This is a genomic window from Pseudomonas arsenicoxydans (assembly GCF_900103875.1).
Lineage (GTDB): Bacteria > Pseudomonadota > Gammaproteobacteria > Pseudomonadales > Pseudomonadaceae > Aquipseudomonas > Aquipseudomonas arsenicoxydans.
In genome coordinates this window covers 4,739,958-4,758,519 of sequence record NZ_LT629705.1, presented here as the reverse complement: position 1 = coordinate 4,758,519, position 18,562 = coordinate 4,739,958, and the positions used below count along the sequence as shown (strand labels likewise).

Genomic DNA, 18,562 nt, shown 5'->3' with positions numbered 1-18,562 from the left:
GAGCGGAATTTGTAGATGTTTTTTACTCTTCACCTGACCAATACCAAAGCGTATCACCCCAATTCGAGCCGCTGAAACTCGGCAGAATTTCACCCTGACTGAAATAACGTCGGGATGCGGATTGAGCGGGACTAAACCAGTAGCCCGCCACGCTGCATGGTTGACCCGCTTCAAGTCTTGCTGGGGTTTTTGTCTTGCCATTGTCCTGGTCAAAACGGGCATACCAACGGGCTGTGCTTTCCTCTTCGAAGCCATCACCGTAGGGGGAATACGGATGCAGCTGATCAGGGTTTGGAATGCGAATCTGTTTAACTATTTTGTTCACAGCGACGTAGGAGGAGGGAAGTCCATTCTCTATCTTTCCGAGTTCAGGGTACTCGCCAGCGCGAATGATTAGCCCAGTACTGTACGGGACTATTTCAACATCGCCTCGACCACTGAAAGCTTGGCGAAGAGACGACTCGCCGCCGAGAAGCTCAACAAAACTTTCGCCTAAAACGGTTAGCCAATTGACTCCTTTGACTGTGTCCAGTAACTCGATAGAAGAGGCGTGCGGCATTGAGTCAACTTCCAACCCGAAATATTGCTGAGCCAGCTGATACTCGGTTGGGATATAGCCATGGTAGTCATACGGCAAAATGCTGGATAGGCCGCCATAACCATGTTCTGCGTTAACCTGGTCGCACAAATAAACGGCCCAGGCCTGAAATCGAGAAAGGCCGTCAGTCTCTTTGAGAATGCTCCAAGGCATCACGAGCTTGATATAGGAGCGCAGTTTGTCGCCATGGATCTCGAACGAATTCATCGCGGACAGGGAGTATTCGTCCGCCTCTGTCTCATCAGCGGCACTGCCTAAAAACAGACTGAATTCCTCATTGCCACCGCTCTTTGAAATGGCCTGTTGAGCTTTTTCAAAATTGGCGGAGGTCAATTTTTGATGGCGACCATAAACCAAGCATTTGAGCTGGCTCTGATATTCCTCATAAAAACGACGGAAACACGCCAAGACATTTTTTTTTGTGTCGTTTGTGTACCCGCGTTTGAAATAAAGTGTGAGGATCAGCCCCAGCCTGACTACAGGCTTTCCATCCGGCAATTCGAAGGCAAGATCGGGTGCGTGTTGTTCCAGATTTTCCAGTGTGTTCATGCGCTTACTCGCTACCATGCCACCCTCCACTACAACCTTATCGCTAACGTGGTAGGGAATCTCCTGATCTGCCTCGACAAACTTCGGCGTGCCGACCTTCACATGGGGCACAACGGTGCCGTCTAAATTCGGCTGCGAATTCAAGAGTGACGGCACCTGCCCATTTTATCGAATTAGCTGCTCAAGCCATGTGTTCTGAAATTGACGGCGGAATCTGTGCAAGACGCACCGACGCCTGGTTTTCCGTATGCGAAGCCCAGCGGTCGATGTGCGTTTTCAGTTCTGGCAATTCACTGCGGTCACCATATACGTCAGCGATGGTCAGCTTGGTGCTGCTCAACGACGTCAGTCGTTGCAGAGTCAACTCGATGGCTTCCAGTTCTTTTTTATTGTGTCGCACCGCCTGATTGATCGCCGTCTGGCGTTCCTGAAGATCGGACATCGTTGAGCGACGTTGCAACGGCGTGGCACGCTCCTGCGGACGGCCTTCGATGGTCCCGCCGGGGAACTCTGAATCGGCGTTACGTTGCCATTTCTGAAGTTCGGTACGGTACGTTTCCACTTCGAGTTTCAGGCGATTCGATTCGGTTGAGCTGATGACGTAGCCGCCAGTTGTCTGTGTTTCCTGCCAGCGCCGAAGTGACGCCCAGCAAGACGGAATGTAGCCATCGAGCATTTTGTGATCTGCGGCGCTGAACACCTGTGACATAAATTGGCTGCGATCAGGCATGTCGTTCTTTTTCATCTGAGCAACACAGCGTGCCATTGCGGCTTCTTCGTATCCTTCGCAACCAGGTTTCCACAACACAGAGGAAACAACCCGTCCAGGTAGCTGCAACGGCATGAAGTGGCGCTGTTCTCCGTGGTGCCAATAGGGCTTCCCGCCAAACCGCGCCATGCCGGCGGCAAATACCAAACCGCCGGCCGCCGGCGTTAAAACGCCTGAGACTGTTGCGGCGAGGCCGGTGATCCAGATTGGTTTCTTGGTGTCCATCCAACCAGCCGGAACGCTAGGGACCGGATCGTTATGGTTGACGATACGGTGATGAACCAGTGCTTTGGCGCCTTCGACGAAGTCCGCATCACCGGCTCGGGGTGAGCCGAAGGTGTAAAGAATCACGTCGTCTGTAATGTTCTGGCGAAGCCATTCGGCTAGCAATAACGCGATTGCACCGCCAAGGCTGTGGCCGCATACGAGGATTTTTTGATTTCGACGGAAGCGACGCATGTAACCTTCGATGAATGGACGAAGCGCGACGAAGGCTTCATAGAAGCCTTGGTGTGCTTTGCCTGTTCCACCTTCAATCGGTACTTGTTGAGCATCGGCATCTCGCCAGCCATCCCAGCCTTCGGCTGTTCCTCTGACGCCGATGAGTACCAATCGATCATCGTGAGTGGCATAAGCCTGGGTGTCAGTGTTTTTCCAATCAGTGGTGCCTAGGCGAGCATCATTGAAGAAATGTACTGAAGATGGTGTCTCGAGTGGTACACCTGATGTAGCGTCATTTTGAGGATAACGGTCCGGATCAAAGGGAACGACTTCAAGGCGTTTTGAATATGGGACATCTTCAACCAGTGGATAAGTTGGTTGCTTTGAGTCCGCGTAATGCGTTGGCTCTTCGTAACATGCAAAACATGTATTCAATACGTGCCCGATAGTACCTCTCTTCGGGTAGGAGAAGGCAAAGTCCTTCTTGAGTTTGGCATTACTTTGCAAAGTTTCGGGAACTTGGCCGAAGGCGCCATAGCTTAGAGTGCCCATTAGCGAAAGCTGATATAAATTGAGGGCACTGAATTCGTTAGCTAACGACAGAAGTGGTCTAAAGGCGCGTAAAGCTCGTACTTCAAGTACATAGTGAGTTTCCGGAAGCAATCCTACACCAAAGCTCGGGACTTTGCTGCCCGCGAAGTCTCGCACTAGTTTTGCGCAACCAGTGGGAATAGGGTTGGACAATTTTGATGCTGACGGTAGATGTCTGCTAAATTCAACAAAGTCGCGGACTTCAACATTGTAATACACGCCTTTTTCAGCGGAAGCTCTATAGGCGCCTGTTTTGCTGGTGCTGCCAATAGCGCGGCGAAGCGTCTGCTCGGCTGCTACTTGTAATTCGGTCAATGGAATGTCGAAGCTTTGCCGGTTTATAAGGTAGTTATAGTAGTCATCGGTGCCAGTATATATTTTCGACAGCGTAAGTATTGCAGGGCCAGAGTAATTTCCTTCGACTCGTGCAAAGCCATCGCCGTCCAGTACGCCAGTTTTTTTCTCACCTTCACTATCACTAAGTTCATACGCAAGCCCAGCATAGGGTTTGCCTTCACCAAACTCATCAACCAGTCGAAAGCTTATCCAATTGCCACGTAACGGGCAGGATCGACGCTGATCACTCAGGGTTGAGGCTTGCAAGTTTTCCATCAGTTAAGTCCTTTTAGTTGCAGCTCGGGTAAACCGTGCATTCACGTCCGTTCAATTTAAAAGTTCTAAAGTCTTTGGTGTTGCCCCTGCAGAAGCCGTACGGGTCATCTACGCCCCTGCCGAGGCAGGGTTTCCATCCTTCAGGTAGTTTTTGCCAAGTATCGTCAATTGAAGGGCGCTCTGTAGTTGCTTGGCGGAGTATCAATTTGATAGTTCTTCCTGGAAGTTTGCTCCTTTCAGCTACTCCTCCGGGCTTGCGGCGCGCAGGTTTACTTTCCGGAACCTGCCAGTTCTCATCAGCAGAATTACACGATAAAATTTTCTCAATTTCACCTTTCTTGGCTTTAGCAGTACTTATTTGGAAAAGCCAAGTGCATAAACCTCTTTGTTCGGATGACTCTACGGTGTTCAACTCGTTATCTACAATTGCCAGCCCGCCTGCGTGTTCGAGGTCATGATCCCAAGCGTCAGTACCGTACGTGGCATTAACTTCATAATCCACTCTAGTGAGCGCCATCGAGCAACCAGCTATTTGATACTCCAACGGTATTTCTGTCGAGATCGTCTGCTCCGTGCTTTTTGCTGGGGTTTTATTGGACTTCTGTTGTTGACGAGTAACCGACCCACCAAGGCCTGGGCTATAGACTTGACAAGACTCACCATCTTTAGGTGAGTATTGCGCCTTAGAGGTAAAGCCGAAATTGGGAGGAATGATGGCGATAAGAGTGAAATGTTCACTTCCATATTTGCTGGCTACCCCGTCAACGCTATCTTTGGCCATCTGCCCAGCCCAACTACAAGCACCCATCAATGGAAATGCAAGAAAAAATATAGACTTGACGCTGCGTGAGAATAAAGTGTTATTCATTCGAGGTTCCGTGCTCTGCGCAATTCGGGTAGACGGTGCATTCACGTCCGTTCGATTTAAAGTTCTTGAAAATGGGCGGTGAGGTACAACGATCTGACGTTGATGTGCCTTGACATGGCTTCCATCCGCTGGCGGTTTTAATCCATCTATTATCCATGGATGGCTCATCATCTTCAGATAACCGGAAGATAATATATACAGTGTTTTTGTTTAGCTGATCTCTGTTTGCTATGCTGCCAGGCTTCCGTCGTTCAATATATTTACTTGGCACTCTCCAATGTTCATCGGCTGCACTGCAGGATAAGATTTTTTCAATGTTTTCTTTCTTAGCTTTTGCTGTACTAATTTGGAACAACCACGTGCACAACCCATGTTGTTCTTGAATGCTTAAAGACGGATTTGAATTGTCGTTCGTTGATGGCGCTATTATGGATAGCCCACCTGCGTGATCGAGGCCATGATCCCAAGATCCCGGACCGTAAGTAGCATTAACTTCATAATCCACCCTGGTAAGCGCCATCGAGCAACCCGCAATGTGGTACTCCAACGGGATATCAGTAGCGACCGTTTGCTTTACGTTTTTTGCCGGAAACTTGTCGGACTTCTGCTGCTGTCGAGTCACCGAACCGCCCAAGCCGGGACTATAAACCTCACAGTCCTGACCCGCTTTCGGTGAGTACTGCGCCTTGGAGGTAAAGCCAAAATTCGGGGGAACACTAACGACAAGAGTGAAATGTTCGCGCCCATAGTAGCTGGCCACTCCCTCAACGCTGTCTCGGACTGCAGATCCCGCCCAACTACACGCACTGAGAAGCAGCACCAACCCCGGCAGCAACCCGAACCAGATATTCAAACGGCCACGCCTGGCTCGATGAACACCCGCTGACATCGCGCAAAATGCATCTCTGGCGTTTCCCCCGGCAGAGGCTCCCACGCAACATCGTCCATGCACTTGGGGTTCAGCCGTCGACTCAGCATCAACTCGCGCTGTTCTGGCGTATTCCACCGCCATAGATCCAGCAGTTCCATCTGCTGCTCAAGCCATTCGCTGACGACGCGTGTTTCTGCCAGTTCAGCAGCAGCTTCGACGTGGTAGGTCAGCAGCCAGCGTTTCAGGTTGTCGCGCAGGATGCTGCGGGCCTGTTCACCGGACTCAGGGTTTCGTAACCATGGCGCCGGGTCCGGCGCCGGGTACGCCCCTGGCCTGATGTTGTCGACACTCTTCCACTGGTCCTCATCCCAAAACGTTACGCTAGCAATCGGGCCAAGCAGCAGCGGATACTCGGCTACGTTCAGGTTGTTTATGCAACGAGCAATCACCCGATTATCCTGAAAACGAAACAACGAACGCTCCCCGTCTTCCTCAATCACCATCCGCGCTTGCCAATGCTGAGTCAGGCCGTCGAGGTCGGCTTTATCCATGCTGCCGATCCAGCCCCAGTTGCGTTGCGGGTCGTCCAGCAGTTTGCGGAAGGCATCGGCGTGGGGTTCGTGCAGTTCGGTCAGCCACGGGCTGATGGCGGAGAAGTCGGCATATTGGGTGCGTCGATAGAGCTGCACCGAGCGTTTCATCAAACCGGCGCTGTAGAGCGAAGTAACCGGGCTCGGTTCGGCAAGGCTGTCGAGGGCCAGGATCAGCACGCGATTGAGTTTTGCCTGTTCGCCGAGCCAGTTGTTCAGTGCGTCGCTCATGCTGCAGTCCCCAGGTCGCACTTGCCTTCACGGCACGCTTCGCAAATCGGGCAGCGTATGTCGCCCGCCGCACGGGCGGCTTTGGCCATGGCCATTTGTACGGCGGCCGGGACGAGCAGGGCGCCTGCTTTGTCCTGGGCTGCGGCCCATGGAATGACGGGCGGCAGAATCTGAATCCCGGTCCCCACCCCAGGCGAGCCGCCGGTATTCACCTTCACCTCACCCCCACTAATCGTCACGCCCCCCGCATCCACCTTGACGAAACTCCCCCCGGCCTTGGCCGTCAGTTCCATCCCGCCTTCAACCACCACCTTCTCGCCAGCGTGGTAATGGATCTCCTGACCCGCCTCGACAAACTGCGCCGTGCCGACCTTCACATGCTGGGTCACCGCCACAGTCAGGTGATCATTGGCCCGCGCCTCAACCTTGCGGTCCAGTTGCGTGATGCGATGTTCTTCAACCTTGAACTCACTGAATACATTGGCCTCGACCGTGTCGTGGCGTTCATTGCCGACACGAATCTTCTGGTCATGCTCGATGTTTTCATCCCAGTCGCGCTGGGCGTGCAGGTAGATCTGTTCCGCCCCTTTTTTATCTTCGATACGAAACTCGTTGTAACCGTTGCCACCCGGCGAGCTCAGGGTTTTGAAGGTGCTGCGGGTCTTGTTCGCGGGCAGGTCGTAGGGGACGACGTTTTCCTTGTGGAACAAGCAACCGGTGACCAGCGGTTGGTCGGGGTCGCCTTCGAGGAAGGTGACGAGCACTTCCATGCCGACGCGCGGGATGGCGATGCCGCCGTAGGCACTGCCAGCCCAGCCGGTGGCGACGCGCAGCCAGCAGCTGGTGTTGTCGTTGGCCTGGCCGTCGCGGTCCCAGTGGAATTGCACTTTGACGCGGCCGTATTCGTCGCAGTGGATTTCTTCGCCGAGTGGGCCGGTGACGATGGCGGTCTGGCTGCCCAGGACTTTCGGTTTGGGGTGTTCGAGGGCAGGGCGGAAGTGCGCGTCCCACGGGGTGGCGAGGAAGCGGTTGCGGTAGCCCTGATGGAAATCGTCTTTATTTTGGGTGACGTCGCTGGTGACGTTTTTGCCGAGCACCTGTGGCTGCTTGCCCTCGTGCACCACTTCGAGCAGCAGCCAGAGGTCGTTCCACTCGGCGCGCGGGTGTTCGCTCAGGGCCATGAAGTGGCCGCTGACCAGGGTGGGCTCGTCGCTTTTGCCTTCGGCCAGTTGGTAGTCGCTGCGATGGCGTTCCAGGGCACGGGTCGCCAGTTGTTTACCGCGAGCGCGGTCGGTGAAGCGGCCGGGGTAGTCGTAGTCTTCCAGGTCCGGAGCGAAGGTGCTTTTGGCGGCGCCTTCGGGCAGGATGGCTGGTTTTTCGAAGTCGTAATCGCGGCGGTTGACGCGGGTGGTGCGGGTTTCCAGGCGCAGGTTGAAGCGCTTGATTACCGGTTTTGTCGCGGCCATGCCGGAGTCTTGCTGGTAGGCCACGGGCGCGAGTTTGCGGAACACCGTCTGGTCATCGCCGAAGACGAGTTTGTGGCCGCTGGCGCTGTGCTGGAAGTGGAAGTGAATGCCTTCCTCTTCGCACAGGCGCTGGATGAAATGCAGGTCGGACTCGTCGTACTGCACGCAGTAATCGCGTTCGGGATAGATTGCGCCGAGCTGGAAGCTGTAGGCATCGGACAGAATGCCGCGTGCTTCAAGCACCTGGGCAATGATCTTCGGCACACTGAGATGCTGGAAGATTTGCTGGTCATGGTTGTGGCGCAGATAAGCCAGTTGCGGCACCAGGCTGATGCTGTAGCGCGTCAGGCTTTTGCCGGAATCGCCTTGTTCGATGCGATACACCAGGCCGTGGATGATGCCTTCGCCGGTGGCGCCGAAGGTCAGGCAGCCAGGCTTGTGCAGCAAGTCTTCGAGTTTCAGGTCTGGGCGGGCGCTGACCAGTTCGATGTCGAAACAGAACGGCTGATTGAGGGTTTCGCGACCGACGAAGCTGAGCACTTGCAGGTCAACGGAAACGCCTTCCAGCGTCAGGGAAATATGGGTAGCGTTCGCGTCCAGCATGCCTTTAATTCCGTCCTTTGAATAAGCAGGTGCGGATGGTGCAGCATTAAACCGCCTCGTTCAAGGCGCAAATGCCGTAGGCGCCGGGGCTTGCCACCATCAGGAAAACCCTTAGAGAGAAGGTTTCGGCCAATGAATACGGGGGTTGCTGCTCCATCCTTTGCACCGCACCGTTACGCCACAGGATCGTGGCAGCCAGAAACTGACAGTCATTTTCAGACTAAAGTCGCCTGTAGCCGCTGAAAGCCTTCTGCCATCATTGTCGATCACCCCCGTGTGTCCGCTTCACCCTGGCCATTTACATGTCCGGGGCGAACGCTATTTCTTTGGCTTATTGCGCCTTGCGCAAACGCTGCACTGTTGGAGCTTTTTTTCATGCGTCCCCCATTTCCTTTCATCACCGCGCGCCAGTCTTCGGGCTTCGGCGCTTTAGTCCTGTGCGCCGGTTTTACGGCCCAGGCTCACGCGAGCGGTTTCATCGACGACACCAAGGCGAACATCGAATCGCGCACGGTGTATTTCAATCGCGACTTCCGTGACGGGCATACCTCCACCGAGCAGGGCGCTTCGAAGCGCGATGAGTCGGCTCAAGGCTTTATTCTCAATCTTCAATCGGGTTACACCGAAGGCACCGTTGGTTTCGGCGTGGATGCATTGGGCATGCTCGGGCTCAAGCTCGACTCCAGCCCCGACAGCAGTAGCAGCGGTTTGCTGCCGTCCACGGGGCAGGACCCACGCGGTTCCAAGGATCAGTACGCGAAACTCGGATTAACCGCCAAAGTGCGCGTGTCCCAGAGCGTCTTGAAGTACGGCGCGCTGTTGCCGGATGTTCCGTTGCTCAAGTACAACGACGGCCGATTGCTGCCGACGATGTTCAACGGCGCGATGCTGACCTCCAAAGAGGTCAAAGACCTGACCTTCATGGCGGCGCGCCTGGACAAATACACCGCCCGGGATTCCACCGATGCCCAGGACATCCGCGTGCACTGCAAGAACAAGCGCTATGCCTGCAACATCACCGCCGATCACTTCGACATGTATGGCTTCGACTACAAGATCAACGAACGCCTGACCGCTCAGTATCACTACGCCGAACTGGAAGACATCTATCGCCAGCATTTCGTGGGATTGCTGGCCAACCAGCCATTGGGCGACGGCGTCCTGAAAGCGGACATGCGCGTGCTCAAGAGTGCCGACAGTGGCGATGCCAAGGCCGGTTCTATCGATAACCGTGCGCTGAGCGGGATGCTTGCTTACGCCATCAGTGGTCACACGTTCAGCGCCGGTTGGCAGCGCATGAATGGCGACAACTCGATGCCGTATCTGGATGGGACCAATCCGTACCTGGTCAACTACGTGCAGGTCAACGATTTCGCGGCGGCGCAGGAGCGTTCGTGGCAGCTGCGCTACGACTATGATTTCAAGGCAATCGGCATCAGCGGACTGAGCTTTCTGACCCGTTATGTGAACGGTGATCACATCAAGGTGTTGGGCAGTGATCAGGAAGGGAAGGAGTGGGAGCGCGACAGCGAGCTCAAGTATGTGGTGCAGAGTGGGGCATTCAAGGATGTCAGCCTGCGCTTGCGAAACGCGACCTACCGGACCAACTACGAGAAGTTCGCCCGGGATGTGGATGAGACCCGGTTGATTGTGAGCTACAACTTTTCGGTGTTGTGAACCTTTGATCTTGCGGCGTGAGTGACATCGCCATCGCGGGCAAGCCCGCTCCCACAGTGTCCGAGACGAATACAAATTCTTCGGACGCCGCCAAACCTGTGGGAGCGGGCTTGCCCGCGATGGGGCCGTGAGCTTCAGCGCACCTCTAATTGATGCCGATACGGCAAATCCGGCCCGGTTTTGCTGCACGTCAGCGCCGCCGCTTGCACCGCAAACTTCAACATCCCGTCGATTTGCCCGCGCTCAAGCGATTGCACACCCTCAACCGAGTCCAGTTGCTGCTCTGTCAGCCAGGTGATCAGCGCTGCCTGAAACGTATCGCCAGCGCCCACGGTGTCGGCGATTTTCACCGCACAGGCCGGCACCGACCACGAGCCATGACCCTTGCTGAATACCGTCGCGCCTTCGCCGCCACGGGTCAAAAAGACCAACTGACAGCGATGCTGCTGCCAGCCTTCAATGACCCGCTGCGGGTCCTGCTCGGGGTACAACAGGCTCAAATCTTCGTCGCTGACTTTGATCAGGTCGGCCAGCTCCACCAGCGCGGCGATCCGCGAACGCCACAGCTCGATGTTCGGCTCAGGATTGAGTCGCACGTTCGGATCAAGGCTGATCAGGCGTTTGCCGCTTTCGCGCTGCACCAGCGTCAGCAAGGTCTCGGCAATCGGCTGCACCACCAGCGAAAACGAGCCGATGTGCAAACCGCGCACGTCAGGCCCCAGCTCCGGCAGGTGCTCGGATTTAAGCTGCCGATCCGCGCACCCTTCACCACGGAAACTGTAATGCGGTGAGCCATTGGCGCCGACGGCGACCATCGCCAGCGTGGTCGGCGCGGCGAAATCCACCAGATAGTCCGGGCGTACGCCTTCATCCTGTAAAACCTGCTGCAAGCGTCGGCCCAGGTAATCGGTGGACAACCCGGCAAACAGCGCCGACTCCACGCCCAACCGCCGCAAGCCGACTGCCACGTTGAACGGCGAGCCACCGGCAATTGCCTTGAAATTCACTTTTGAAGCCAGGCCACTGGCATCGTCTTCGCTGAAGAAGTCGAACAGCGCTTCGCCACACACCAGATACATAGTTGTTCGCTCTTTAAAGGGTTGCGACATGCTGTTGATAGCGTTCATAGGCTTGCTGAAAGGCCGCTACGTTGTCGGCAATCGGCAAGGTTTCACTCGCCGGGTCGAGTTTCACGCAACGCGCGCAAAGGTCTGCGAGGCTGTCCTCGTTGCCGTTTGCCCAGGACAGGCACCACACCGCTTGAATCGCTGCGCCGAGGGCGGCGGCTTCACTTTGTTCGGTGCAGATGACCGGGGTGTTCATGATGTCGGCGACGATCTGGCGCCACACCGGACTTTTCGAGCCGCCGCCGATCAGGCAAATGCGCAGGCTTTGTAAGCCATTCTGGCGCAGCAGGTCCAGCCCATAACGCAAGCCGAAGGTGGTGCCTTCGACGACCGCGCGGCACAGGTTGGCCTGGGTCAGGTTGGTCATGGTCAAACCCAGCAGGCTGCCGGTGGCATGGGGCAGGGCGGGGACGCGTTCGCCGTTGAGGAACGGCAGCATGCTCACGCCCTCGGCGCCGATGGGCGCTTGTTCGACCAAATCGTTGAAACGTTCGATATCGAGGTCGAACAAATCGCGAATGACCCCCGTGGCGTTGGTCAGGTTCATGGTGCAGATCAATGGCAGCCAACCGCCGCTGGAGGAGCAGAAGGTGGCGACAGAGGCATCCGGGCTGACTTTCGGTTGGTCGGCATAGGCGTACACCGTCCCCGAAGAACCCAAACTCATGGTGATGGCGCCGGGCTTGATGTTGCCGGTGCCGATGGCGCCCATCATGTTGTCGCCACCGCCGCTGGAGACCAGCGCCTGCGGGTTGATGCCCAGGTGTTCGGCGATGCCCGGCAGGATCGTGCCGACCGCTTCATGCGCCTCGATCAGCTCCGGCAACGCGGCTTGCAGGCGTCCGGTCGGGTCGATATCACGCAGCAGCTGCACATCCCACTGTCGGGTGCGCACGTTGAAATACCCGGTGCCGGATGCATCGCCGTATTCGCTGCAACTGCGGCCGGTCAGCCAGTAATTCAGGTAATCGTGGGGCAGCAGGATGTGTGCGATTCGAGCGAACAATTGCGGGTGTTGATCTTGGGTCCACAGCAATTTGGAAACGGTGTAGCCCGGCGCGATGACCACACCGAGGCGTTCCAGCGAACCTTTTTCGCCGCCGAGTTGCGCCAGCAGACGGTCGTTTTCGGGCGTGGATTCGGTGTCGCACCAGAGCTTGGCGGGGCGCAGCACCTGGCCTTGATCATCAAGCAGAACCAGTCCGTGTTGCTGGCCGGAGACGCCGATGCCGAGAATGTCCTGGCCATCGACGTTGGCGGCGAGCAGGGCACGGCGAGTGGCCGACGCGAACGCTTCAAGCCATTGCGAAGTGTCCTGCTCGCGGCGACCGTTGGCGCCGCTGATCAAGGTGTGCGCGGCGGCGCCCTGACCAAGGACCTGGCCGCTGCTCGCGTCGAGGACGATGGCTTTGGTGCCCTGGGTGCCGCAGTCGATGCCGAGGAATAGTTGTTGGTTTGCCATCGAAGGTCCTTGGATTTTCAGGTTCAACACATAAGTTGTCTGTCAGTCCGCCATCGCGGGCAAGCCCGCTCCCACATTGGTCAGTGTCGGAACACAATGTTGTGAATGACATTGATCCCTGTGGGAGCGGGCTTGCCCGCGATGGCGGCAGCGGTTTCAACGCAAAGCCTAGGCCAGCACCCGCTCCAAAGTCTGCGTCACACCCACATTGCGCAAGCTGTTGCAGCACCATTCAAACGCCGCCACAAACTCCGGCGAATGCGCAATCGCCGTACCGAAAATCTCCTCGACGCCCAGCAACCGCTGGGTGATCAACGCATCATCGGCCACCAATCCCTGACAGAACGCCGCCCGTGGGTCTGGAATCGAATAGGTGTCGCCATTTTCGTCCACGCCTTTCAAGTACAGCGCCCAGGCCGCCACCACCAACGCCGCGCGCTTGGTCTCGCGACCATCGGCGATCAGACGGTTGATCGTCGGCACGGTGAACTTGGGAAACTTCGATGAACCGTCCGAGCACACACGCTCCAGTTGATCGGCAATCGCCTGGTTGGAAAAGCGCTCGACCAGGGTGTTCTTGTAGTCAGTCAGATCGATCCCCGGCACGGGCGACAGTTGCGGGGTGACATCCAGGTCCATGTAGGCGCGCATATAACGCACAAACAGCGGGTCGTTCATGGTCTCGTGGACAAAACGATAACCCTTCAAAAATCCCAGGTAGGTCAGGGCCAGGTGACTGCCGTTGAGCAGTTTGATTTTCATCTCTTCGTAAGGCGTTACGTCGTCGGTGAACTGCACCCCGACCTTTTCCCAGGCCGGTCGGCCATTGACGAATTTGTCTTCCAGCACCCACTGCACAAACGGTTCACACACCACCGGCCAGGCATCGTCGACAGCGTGTTTGTCGGCCAGTTGCAGGCGATGTTCGGTGCTGGTCATCGGCGTGATGCGATCGACCATGGCGTTGGGGAAGCTGACATGGCGGTCGATCCAGTCGCGCAGGTCGGCATCACGCAAGGCGGCGAAGGCGAGCAAGGCTTTGCGGGCCACCGCGCCGTTGTGTGGCAGGTTATCGCACGACATCAAGGTGAACGCAGGCGTCCCGGCGGCGCGACGTTTGGCCAGCGCCGCGCAGAGAAAACCGAACACGGTCTTCGGAGCGTCAGGATGGGCCAGATCATGCTGAATCTGTGGCAAGTGCGCCATGAACTCGCCGTTGCTGTCGTCGATGCAATAGCCGCCCTCGGTGATGGTCAGCGAGACAATGCGAATCTCCGGACTGGCGAGTTTGTCGATCAGCGCGGCTGCGCCATCTTCGGCGAGCAACATGTCGCGAATGGCGCCAATGACCCGGACTTCGGTGTCGCCGGTATCGCCCAACTCGAACAGGGTGAAGAGGTAATCCTGCTCCTTCAGATCGTCCCGGGCGCGGCGGTCTTCAGGGCGCAGGCCAACGCCGCAAATCGCCCAGTCCAGGCCTTCGCCCGTATTCATCAAGGCGTCGGTGTAATACGCCTGATGGGCGCGGTGAAATCCGCCGACGCCGATGTGGGCAATGCCTTGGCGCGTGTCGCTCAGGGCGTAGGCGGGCAGGATCACCTCGGGGGCGAGGTGGTGCAGGTTCTGTTTATTGAGTTTCATCAAAGGCTCTCTGAAATCAGGCCGCTGCGCGCAGTGGGCGGGTCAGCGCCACACCGTCGGCATCGAATAAATGGCAATGTTCGGCGTCCAGGTGCAGGCTCAATGTTTCGCCATAACGGCTGGCCAGGTCGCCGCGAACTCGCATGGTCAGCGCCTCGCCGGAGGCGGTCACGACATGGCAGAAGGTGTCGCTGCCCAGGCGTTCGCTGACGTCGGCGGTGACTTGCAGGGTGCAATCGCCGGTTTGCGCCAGTTCGAGGTGTTCCGGGCGAATGCCCAGCGTCACCGCGCTGCCGATGCTCAGGTTGGCGCTGCTCAATGGCAGGCTGATACGGGTGCCGGCGTCCAGCTGCACTTCGCAGCTTTGGCTTTCGACGCGGGTGACTTTGCCCTTGAGGAAACCCATTTTCGGCGTGCCGAGGAACCCGGCGACAAACAGGTTGGCGGGCTGGTGATACAGGTCCAGCGGCGAACCGACTTGCTCGACTTTGCCGCCATTGAGCACGACCACTTTGTCGGCCATGGTCATGGCTTCCACCTGATCGTGGGTCACGTAGATCATCGTGGCTTTCAGTTCTTTGTGCAGGCGCAACAGTTCCAGGCGCATCTGCACGCGCAGGGCGGCGTCGAGGTTGGACAGCGGTTCGTCGAACAGGAAAATTTTCGGGTTGCGCACAATCGCCCGGCCGATGGCCACGCGTTGGCGTTGGCCGCCGGACAGTTGCTTGGGCTTGCGCTCCAGCATCGGCCCGAGTTCAAGGATGCGTGCCGCCTCGCCGACTTTCTTTTCCACTTCGGCTTTCGGTACGCCAGCCAGGTCGAGGGCGAACGACATGTTCTTCTTCACGGTCATGTGCGGGTACAAGGCGTAGGTCTGAAACACCATGGCCAGGTCACGCTTGGCCGGGCTGACTTCGGTGATGTCGCGGCCATCGAGTTCGATGGTGCCGCCACTGACTTCTTCCAGGCCGGCAATCAGGCGCAGCAAGGTGGATTTACCGCAACCCGAGGGCCCGACGAACACCACGAATTCCTTGTCATTCACTTCCAGGTCGATGCCTTTGATGATGGAAAAGCCTTCGAAGCCTTTTTGCAGATTCTTGATTTTCAGGTTGGCCATGGTGGCGCTCCTTTTGTGCTTATTCTGTGAGGGCTATTTCACGGCGCCGAACGACAGGCCGCGGACCAATTGTTTCTGGCTGATCCAGCCGAAAATCAGGATCGGCGCGCAGGCCAGCGTCGACACCGCCGACAACTTGGCCCAGAACAGGCCTTCAGGGCTTGAGTACGAGGCGATCAATGCGGTGAGCGGCGCGGCTTTCGAGGAGGTCAGGTTCAGCGACCAGAACGCCTCGTTCCAGCACAGGATCAGCGACAGCAAAACCGTAGACGCCAGACCACCCTTGGCTATCGGCAGCAGCACCCGGACCATTTCCTGCCACAGCGTGGCGCCGTCCAGGCGCGCGGCTTCGAGGATGTCTTTGGGGATGTCCTTGAAGTAGGTGTAAATCATCCAGACCACGATCGGCAGGTTGATCAGCGTGTAGATCACGATCAGCGCGATGCGCGTATCGAGCAGGCCGAAGCTCTTGGCCAGCAAGTAGATCGGCATCAGCACGCCCACCGGCGGCAGCATCTTGGTGGAGAGCATCCACAGCAGCGTGCCTTTGGTGCGCTGGGTTTCGTAGAACGCCATCGAGTACGCCGCCGGCACCGCGATCAGCAGGCACAGGGCCGTAGCGCTGAACGAAATCACCACCGAGTTCCAGGCAAAGCTGAAGTAGTCGCTGCGCTCGTTGATGTGCAGGTAGTTCTCCAGCGTCGGCGTGAAGATGAATTGTGGCGGCGTGGCGAAGGCGTCGATTTCGGTTTTGAAACTGGTCAGCACCATCCAGAAAATCGGGAAGAAAATCAGGATCGCGATGGCCCAGGCCAGCGTGCCGAGCAGCAGGCTTTGCAGGCGACGGGATTGTTGAAGAGTCATGGCGCAGGCCTCAGGCTTTGTCTGTCAGGTTTTTGCCGATCATGCGCACCAGCACGATGGCCGCGATGTTGGCAATCACCACCGCGATCAAGCCGCCGGCGGACGCCATGCCGACGTCGAACTGCACCAGCGCCTGGTTGTAGATCAGGTACGCCAGGTTGGTCGAGGCGTAGCCGGGGCCGCCGTTGGTGGTGGTGAAGATTTCGGCGAACACCGAGAGCAGGAAGATGGTTTCGATCATCACCACCACCGCAATCGGCCGCGCCAGGTGCGGCAGGGTCAGGTGCCAGAAGATCGCGATGGGGCCGGCGCCATCGAGGCGCGCGGCTTCCTTCTGTTCTTGGTCGAGGGACTGCATGGCGGTCATCAGGATCAGGATGGCGAACGGCAGCCACTGCCAGGACACGATGATGATGATCGACAGCAACGGGTAATGCGCCAGCCAGTCCACCGGCTGGGCGCCGAACAGCTTCCAGACGTAGGCGAGAATCCCCGAGACCGGGTGGAAAATCAGGTTCTTCCAGATCAGCGCACCGACCGTGGGCATGATGAAAAACGGCGAGATCAGCATGACCCGCACGATGCCGCGACCGAGAAACTCGCTGGCCTCCAGCAAGGCACTGATCAAGACGCCGAACACCACGCTGATCAGCAGCACGCTGCCCACCAGCAACAGGGTGTTGGTGGCGCCGGGCAGGAACCCCGAGTCGGTCAGAAAATAGGTGAAGTTCTCAAGCCCGACGAACTCGTTTTCACCGGGATTGAGCAGGTTGTAGCGGATCATCGAAAAGTACAGGGTCATGCCCAGCGGCACGATCATCCACAGCAGCAACAACGCCACCGAGGGGCTGACCAGAAACCAGCCGGGATTGGCCAGCCGGCTTTTACGCACCGGTTGGGGAATGTCCATATGAGCTTTGGCAGTTGAAATATTCATGGCGATCAGAACCGATGATGAACAGCAAACGAAGTTCGACTGTGGGAGCCAGCCTGCTGGCGATTGGGCCGGTACCTCCGGCGCATCGCAGCTGGCTTGACTACCGCTATCGCGAGCAGGCTCGCTCCCACAGGTTTAGTGGCGGTTACTTGGGATAACCGGCGCGCTTCATCTCGCGTTCGGTGGAGGTCTGGGCGGCGGCCAGGGCCTGGTCGACCGTGGTCTGGCCAATCAACGCTGCCGAGAACGACTTGCCGACCTGCGTACCGATGCCCTGGAACTCAGGAATGGTCACCAACTGGATGCCGATGTAAGGCACAGGCTTGAGCGTCGGTTTGCTTGGGTCCGCGGTTTTCAGCGATTCCAGCGTGACCTTGGCAAACGGCGCTGCGCTCATGTATGCCTCGCTGTACGTCGAGGCCCGAGTGCCGGGCGGCACGTTGGCAATGCCGTCTTTTTCCGCCACCAGTGCACCGTATTCCTTGGACGTCGCCCAGGCGCTGAAGGTTTTTGCTGCGTCCTTGGCCTTGGAACTGGTCGGGATCGCCAGCGCCCAGGAATAGAGCCAGGCCGAACCTTTGTCGGTAGTCTGGTGCGGCGCATAGGTGAAGCCGACGTGGTCGCTCACCTTACTTTGAGTCTTGTCGGTCACAAAGGAACCGGCGACGCTCGCATCCACCCAGATCGCGCACTTGCCGCTGTTGAACAGCGCCAGGTTTTCGTTGAAACCGTTGCTGGAGGCGCCCGGCGGGCCGGATTTCTTCATCGTGTCGACGTAGAAGTTCAGTGCGTTTTTCCACTCTGGACCGGTGAACTCCGGTTGCCACTTCTCATCGAACCAGCGCGCGCCATAGGCGTTGGCGAGCGTGGTGATCAGCGCCATGTTCTCGCCCCAGCCAGCCTTGCCGCGCAGGCAGATGCCGTACTGTTCTTTGTCCTTGTTGGTCAGCTTGCTGGCGAATTCGCCGATCTGTTCCCAGGTCGGATGCTCTGGCATGGTCAGCCCGGCGTCCTTGAACAGGTCGGTGCGGTAATAGGTGATCGAGCTTTCGGCGTAGAACGGCAGGGCGTAAAGCGAACCCTTGACCGACAAGCCTTCACGCACCGAAGGAAAAACGTCGTCCAGGGCGTAGGAGGCGGGCAAGTCCTTCATCGGCTCCAGCCAACCCTTTGCCCCCCAGAGTGCAGCTTCGTACATGCCGATGGTCAGCACGTCGAACTGCCCGCCCTGAGTGGCGATGTCGGTGGTCAGGCGTTGGCGCAGAACGTTTTCTTCCAGCACCACCCAATTGAGCTTGATGTCCGGGTGCTCGGCCTCGAAGGTCTTCGAGAGCTTTTGCATGCGGATCATGTCGCTGTTGTTGACGGTGGCGATGGTCAGGGTCTGAGCGCCGAGACTGACGCTGCTGAGGGTCATGCAGGTGAGGGCTAGCAGAGCTTTTACAGAAGGTTGCATCGTGCACTCCTTTTCTGCACCCGCAGGGATACAGAAGGACAGTTATTGTTTTTGTGTCTTCCGATGACAGGAAGAATGTGCGCTGATTA

At 57.4% G+C, this 18,562-nt stretch carries 14 protein-coding genes; 1 reads left to right on the top strand and 13 read right to left on the bottom strand.

Annotated elements, in window-relative coordinates; all coding sequences use genetic code 11:
- Positions 1-22 precede the first annotated feature (22 nt).
- The 6 genes from BLQ41_RS22180 to BLQ41_RS22155 are packed head-to-tail and all read right to left on the bottom strand — an operon-like array spanning position 23 to position 8,189.
- Positions 23-1,291, bottom strand: a complete 1,269-nt coding sequence (locus BLQ41_RS22180; protein WP_231997054.1) for a type VI immunity family protein — start codon at positions 1,289-1,291, stop codon at positions 23-25.
- 37 nt (positions 1,292-1,328) lie between these two features.
- Positions 1,329-3,560, bottom strand: a complete 2,232-nt coding sequence (locus BLQ41_RS22175; protein WP_090184347.1) for a lipase family protein — start codon at positions 3,558-3,560, stop codon at positions 1,329-1,331.
- Between the two features lie 13 nt (positions 3,561-3,573).
- Positions 3,574-4,428 (bottom strand): hypothetical protein, encoded by an 855-nt coding sequence (locus BLQ41_RS22170; protein ID WP_090184344.1) that lies wholly within the window; start codon positions 4,426-4,428, stop codon positions 3,574-3,576.
- Complete coding sequence (locus BLQ41_RS22165) at positions 4,421-5,281, bottom strand: hypothetical protein (protein ID WP_231997053.1); 861 nt, start codon at positions 5,279-5,281, stop codon at positions 4,421-4,423. Before BLQ41_RS22165 ends, BLQ41_RS22170 begins: the two co-directional genes overlap by 8 nt.
- Entirely contained in the window at positions 5,278-6,120 is an 843-nt protein-coding gene (locus tag BLQ41_RS22160) for a DUF4123 domain-containing protein (RefSeq protein ID WP_090184341.1), read from the bottom strand. Before BLQ41_RS22160 ends, BLQ41_RS22165 begins: the two co-directional genes overlap by 4 nt.
- Complete coding sequence (locus tag BLQ41_RS22155) at positions 6,117-8,189, bottom strand: type VI secretion system Vgr family protein (RefSeq protein WP_090184338.1); 2,073 nt, start codon at positions 8,187-8,189, stop codon at positions 6,117-6,119. Before BLQ41_RS22155 ends, BLQ41_RS22160 begins: the two co-directional genes overlap by 4 nt.
- A gap of 375 nt (positions 8,190-8,564) precedes the next feature.
- On the opposite strand from BLQ41_RS22155, the gene BLQ41_RS22150 reads away from it, so the two are divergent.
- Entirely contained in the window at positions 8,565-9,866 is a 1,302-nt protein-coding gene (locus tag BLQ41_RS22150) for an OprD family porin (RefSeq protein ID WP_090184334.1), read from the top strand.
- Positions 9,867-10,000: 134 nt separating this feature from the next.
- Here the strand turns inward: BLQ41_RS22150 and BLQ41_RS22145 are convergent, their stop codons facing one another.
- The 7 genes from BLQ41_RS22145 to BLQ41_RS22115 all read right to left on the bottom strand — a co-directional run bounded on the left by BLQ41_RS22145 (position 10,001) and on the right by BLQ41_RS22115 (position 18,473).
- Positions 10,001-10,945: a carbohydrate kinase family protein gene (locus BLQ41_RS22145; protein WP_090184331.1), complete on the bottom strand. Its 945-nt coding sequence runs from the start codon at positions 10,943-10,945 to the stop codon at positions 10,001-10,003.
- 13 nt (positions 10,946-10,958) lie between these two features.
- Positions 10,959-12,455 (bottom strand): xylulokinase, encoded by a 1,497-nt coding sequence (gene xylB, locus BLQ41_RS22140; protein WP_090184328.1) that lies wholly within the window; start codon positions 12,453-12,455, stop codon positions 10,959-10,961.
- A 168-nt stretch (positions 12,456-12,623) separates the two neighbouring features.
- Positions 12,624-14,096, bottom strand: a complete 1,473-nt coding sequence (locus BLQ41_RS22135) for a mannitol dehydrogenase family protein (RefSeq protein ID WP_090184324.1) — start codon at positions 14,094-14,096, stop codon at positions 12,624-12,626.
- Positions 14,097-14,112: 16 nt separating this feature from the next.
- Positions 14,113-15,216 carry an ABC transporter ATP-binding protein gene (locus BLQ41_RS22130; protein WP_090184322.1) on the bottom strand — a complete coding sequence of 368 codons (1,104 nt, stop codon included), beginning with the start codon at positions 15,214-15,216 and terminating at the stop codon, positions 14,113-14,115.
- Positions 15,217-15,249: 33 nt separating this feature from the next.
- Positions 15,250-16,080: a carbohydrate ABC transporter permease gene (locus BLQ41_RS22125; protein ID WP_007936731.1), complete on the bottom strand. Its 831-nt coding sequence runs from the start codon at positions 16,078-16,080 to the stop codon at positions 15,250-15,252.
- 10 nt (positions 16,081-16,090) lie between these two features.
- Positions 16,091-17,017, bottom strand: a complete 927-nt coding sequence (locus BLQ41_RS22120) for a carbohydrate ABC transporter permease (protein ID WP_090184320.1) — start codon at positions 17,015-17,017, stop codon at positions 16,091-16,093.
- Between the two features lie 145 nt (positions 17,018-17,162).
- The gene (locus BLQ41_RS22115; RefSeq protein ID WP_090184318.1) at positions 17,163-18,473 is read right to left on the bottom strand and encodes an ABC transporter substrate-binding protein; all 1,311 of its coding nucleotides are present in this window, start codon (positions 18,471-18,473) and stop codon (positions 17,163-17,165) included.
- Positions 18,474-18,562 lie beyond the last annotated feature (89 nt).

Excerpts from the sequence above, each read along its gene's own strand:
- BLQ41_RS22175 (WP_090184347.1), bottom strand. The coding sequence starts at position 3,560 with ATGGAAAACTTGCAAGCCTCAACCCTGAGTGATCAGCGTCGATCCTGC.
- BLQ41_RS22170 (WP_090184344.1), bottom strand. The coding sequence starts at position 4,428 with ATGAATAACACTTTATTCTCACGCAGCGTCAAGTCTATATTTTTTCTT.
- BLQ41_RS22160 (WP_090184341.1), bottom strand. The coding sequence starts at position 6,120 with ATGAGCGACGCACTGAACAACTGGCTCGGCGAACAGGCAAAACTCAAT.
- BLQ41_RS22155 (WP_090184338.1), bottom strand. The coding sequence starts at position 8,189 with ATGCTGGACGCGAACGCTACCCATATTTCCCTGACGCTGGAAGGCGTT.
- BLQ41_RS22150 (WP_090184334.1), top strand. The coding sequence starts at position 8,565 with ATGCGTCCCCCATTTCCTTTCATCACCGCGCGCCAGTCTTCGGGCTTC.
- BLQ41_RS22145 (WP_090184331.1), bottom strand. The coding sequence starts at position 10,945 with ATGTATCTGGTGTGTGGCGAAGCGCTGTTCGACTTCTTCAGCGAAGAC.
- xylB (WP_090184328.1), bottom strand. The coding sequence starts at position 12,455 with ATGGCAAACCAACAACTATTCCTCGGCATCGACTGCGGCACCCAGGGC.
- BLQ41_RS22135 (WP_090184324.1), bottom strand. The coding sequence starts at position 14,096 with ATGAAACTCAATAAACAGAACCTGCACCACCTCGCCCCCGAGGTGATC.
- BLQ41_RS22130 (WP_090184322.1), bottom strand. The coding sequence starts at position 15,216 with ATGGCCAACCTGAAAATCAAGAATCTGCAAAAAGGCTTCGAAGGCTTT.
- BLQ41_RS22125 (WP_007936731.1), bottom strand. The coding sequence starts at position 16,080 with ATGACTCTTCAACAATCCCGTCGCCTGCAAAGCCTGCTGCTCGGCACG.
- BLQ41_RS22120 (WP_090184320.1), bottom strand. The coding sequence starts at position 17,017 with ATGAATATTTCAACTGCCAAAGCTCATATGGACATTCCCCAACCGGTG.
- BLQ41_RS22115 (WP_090184318.1), bottom strand. The coding sequence starts at position 18,473 with ATGCAACCTTCTGTAAAAGCTCTGCTAGCCCTCACCTGCATGACCCTC.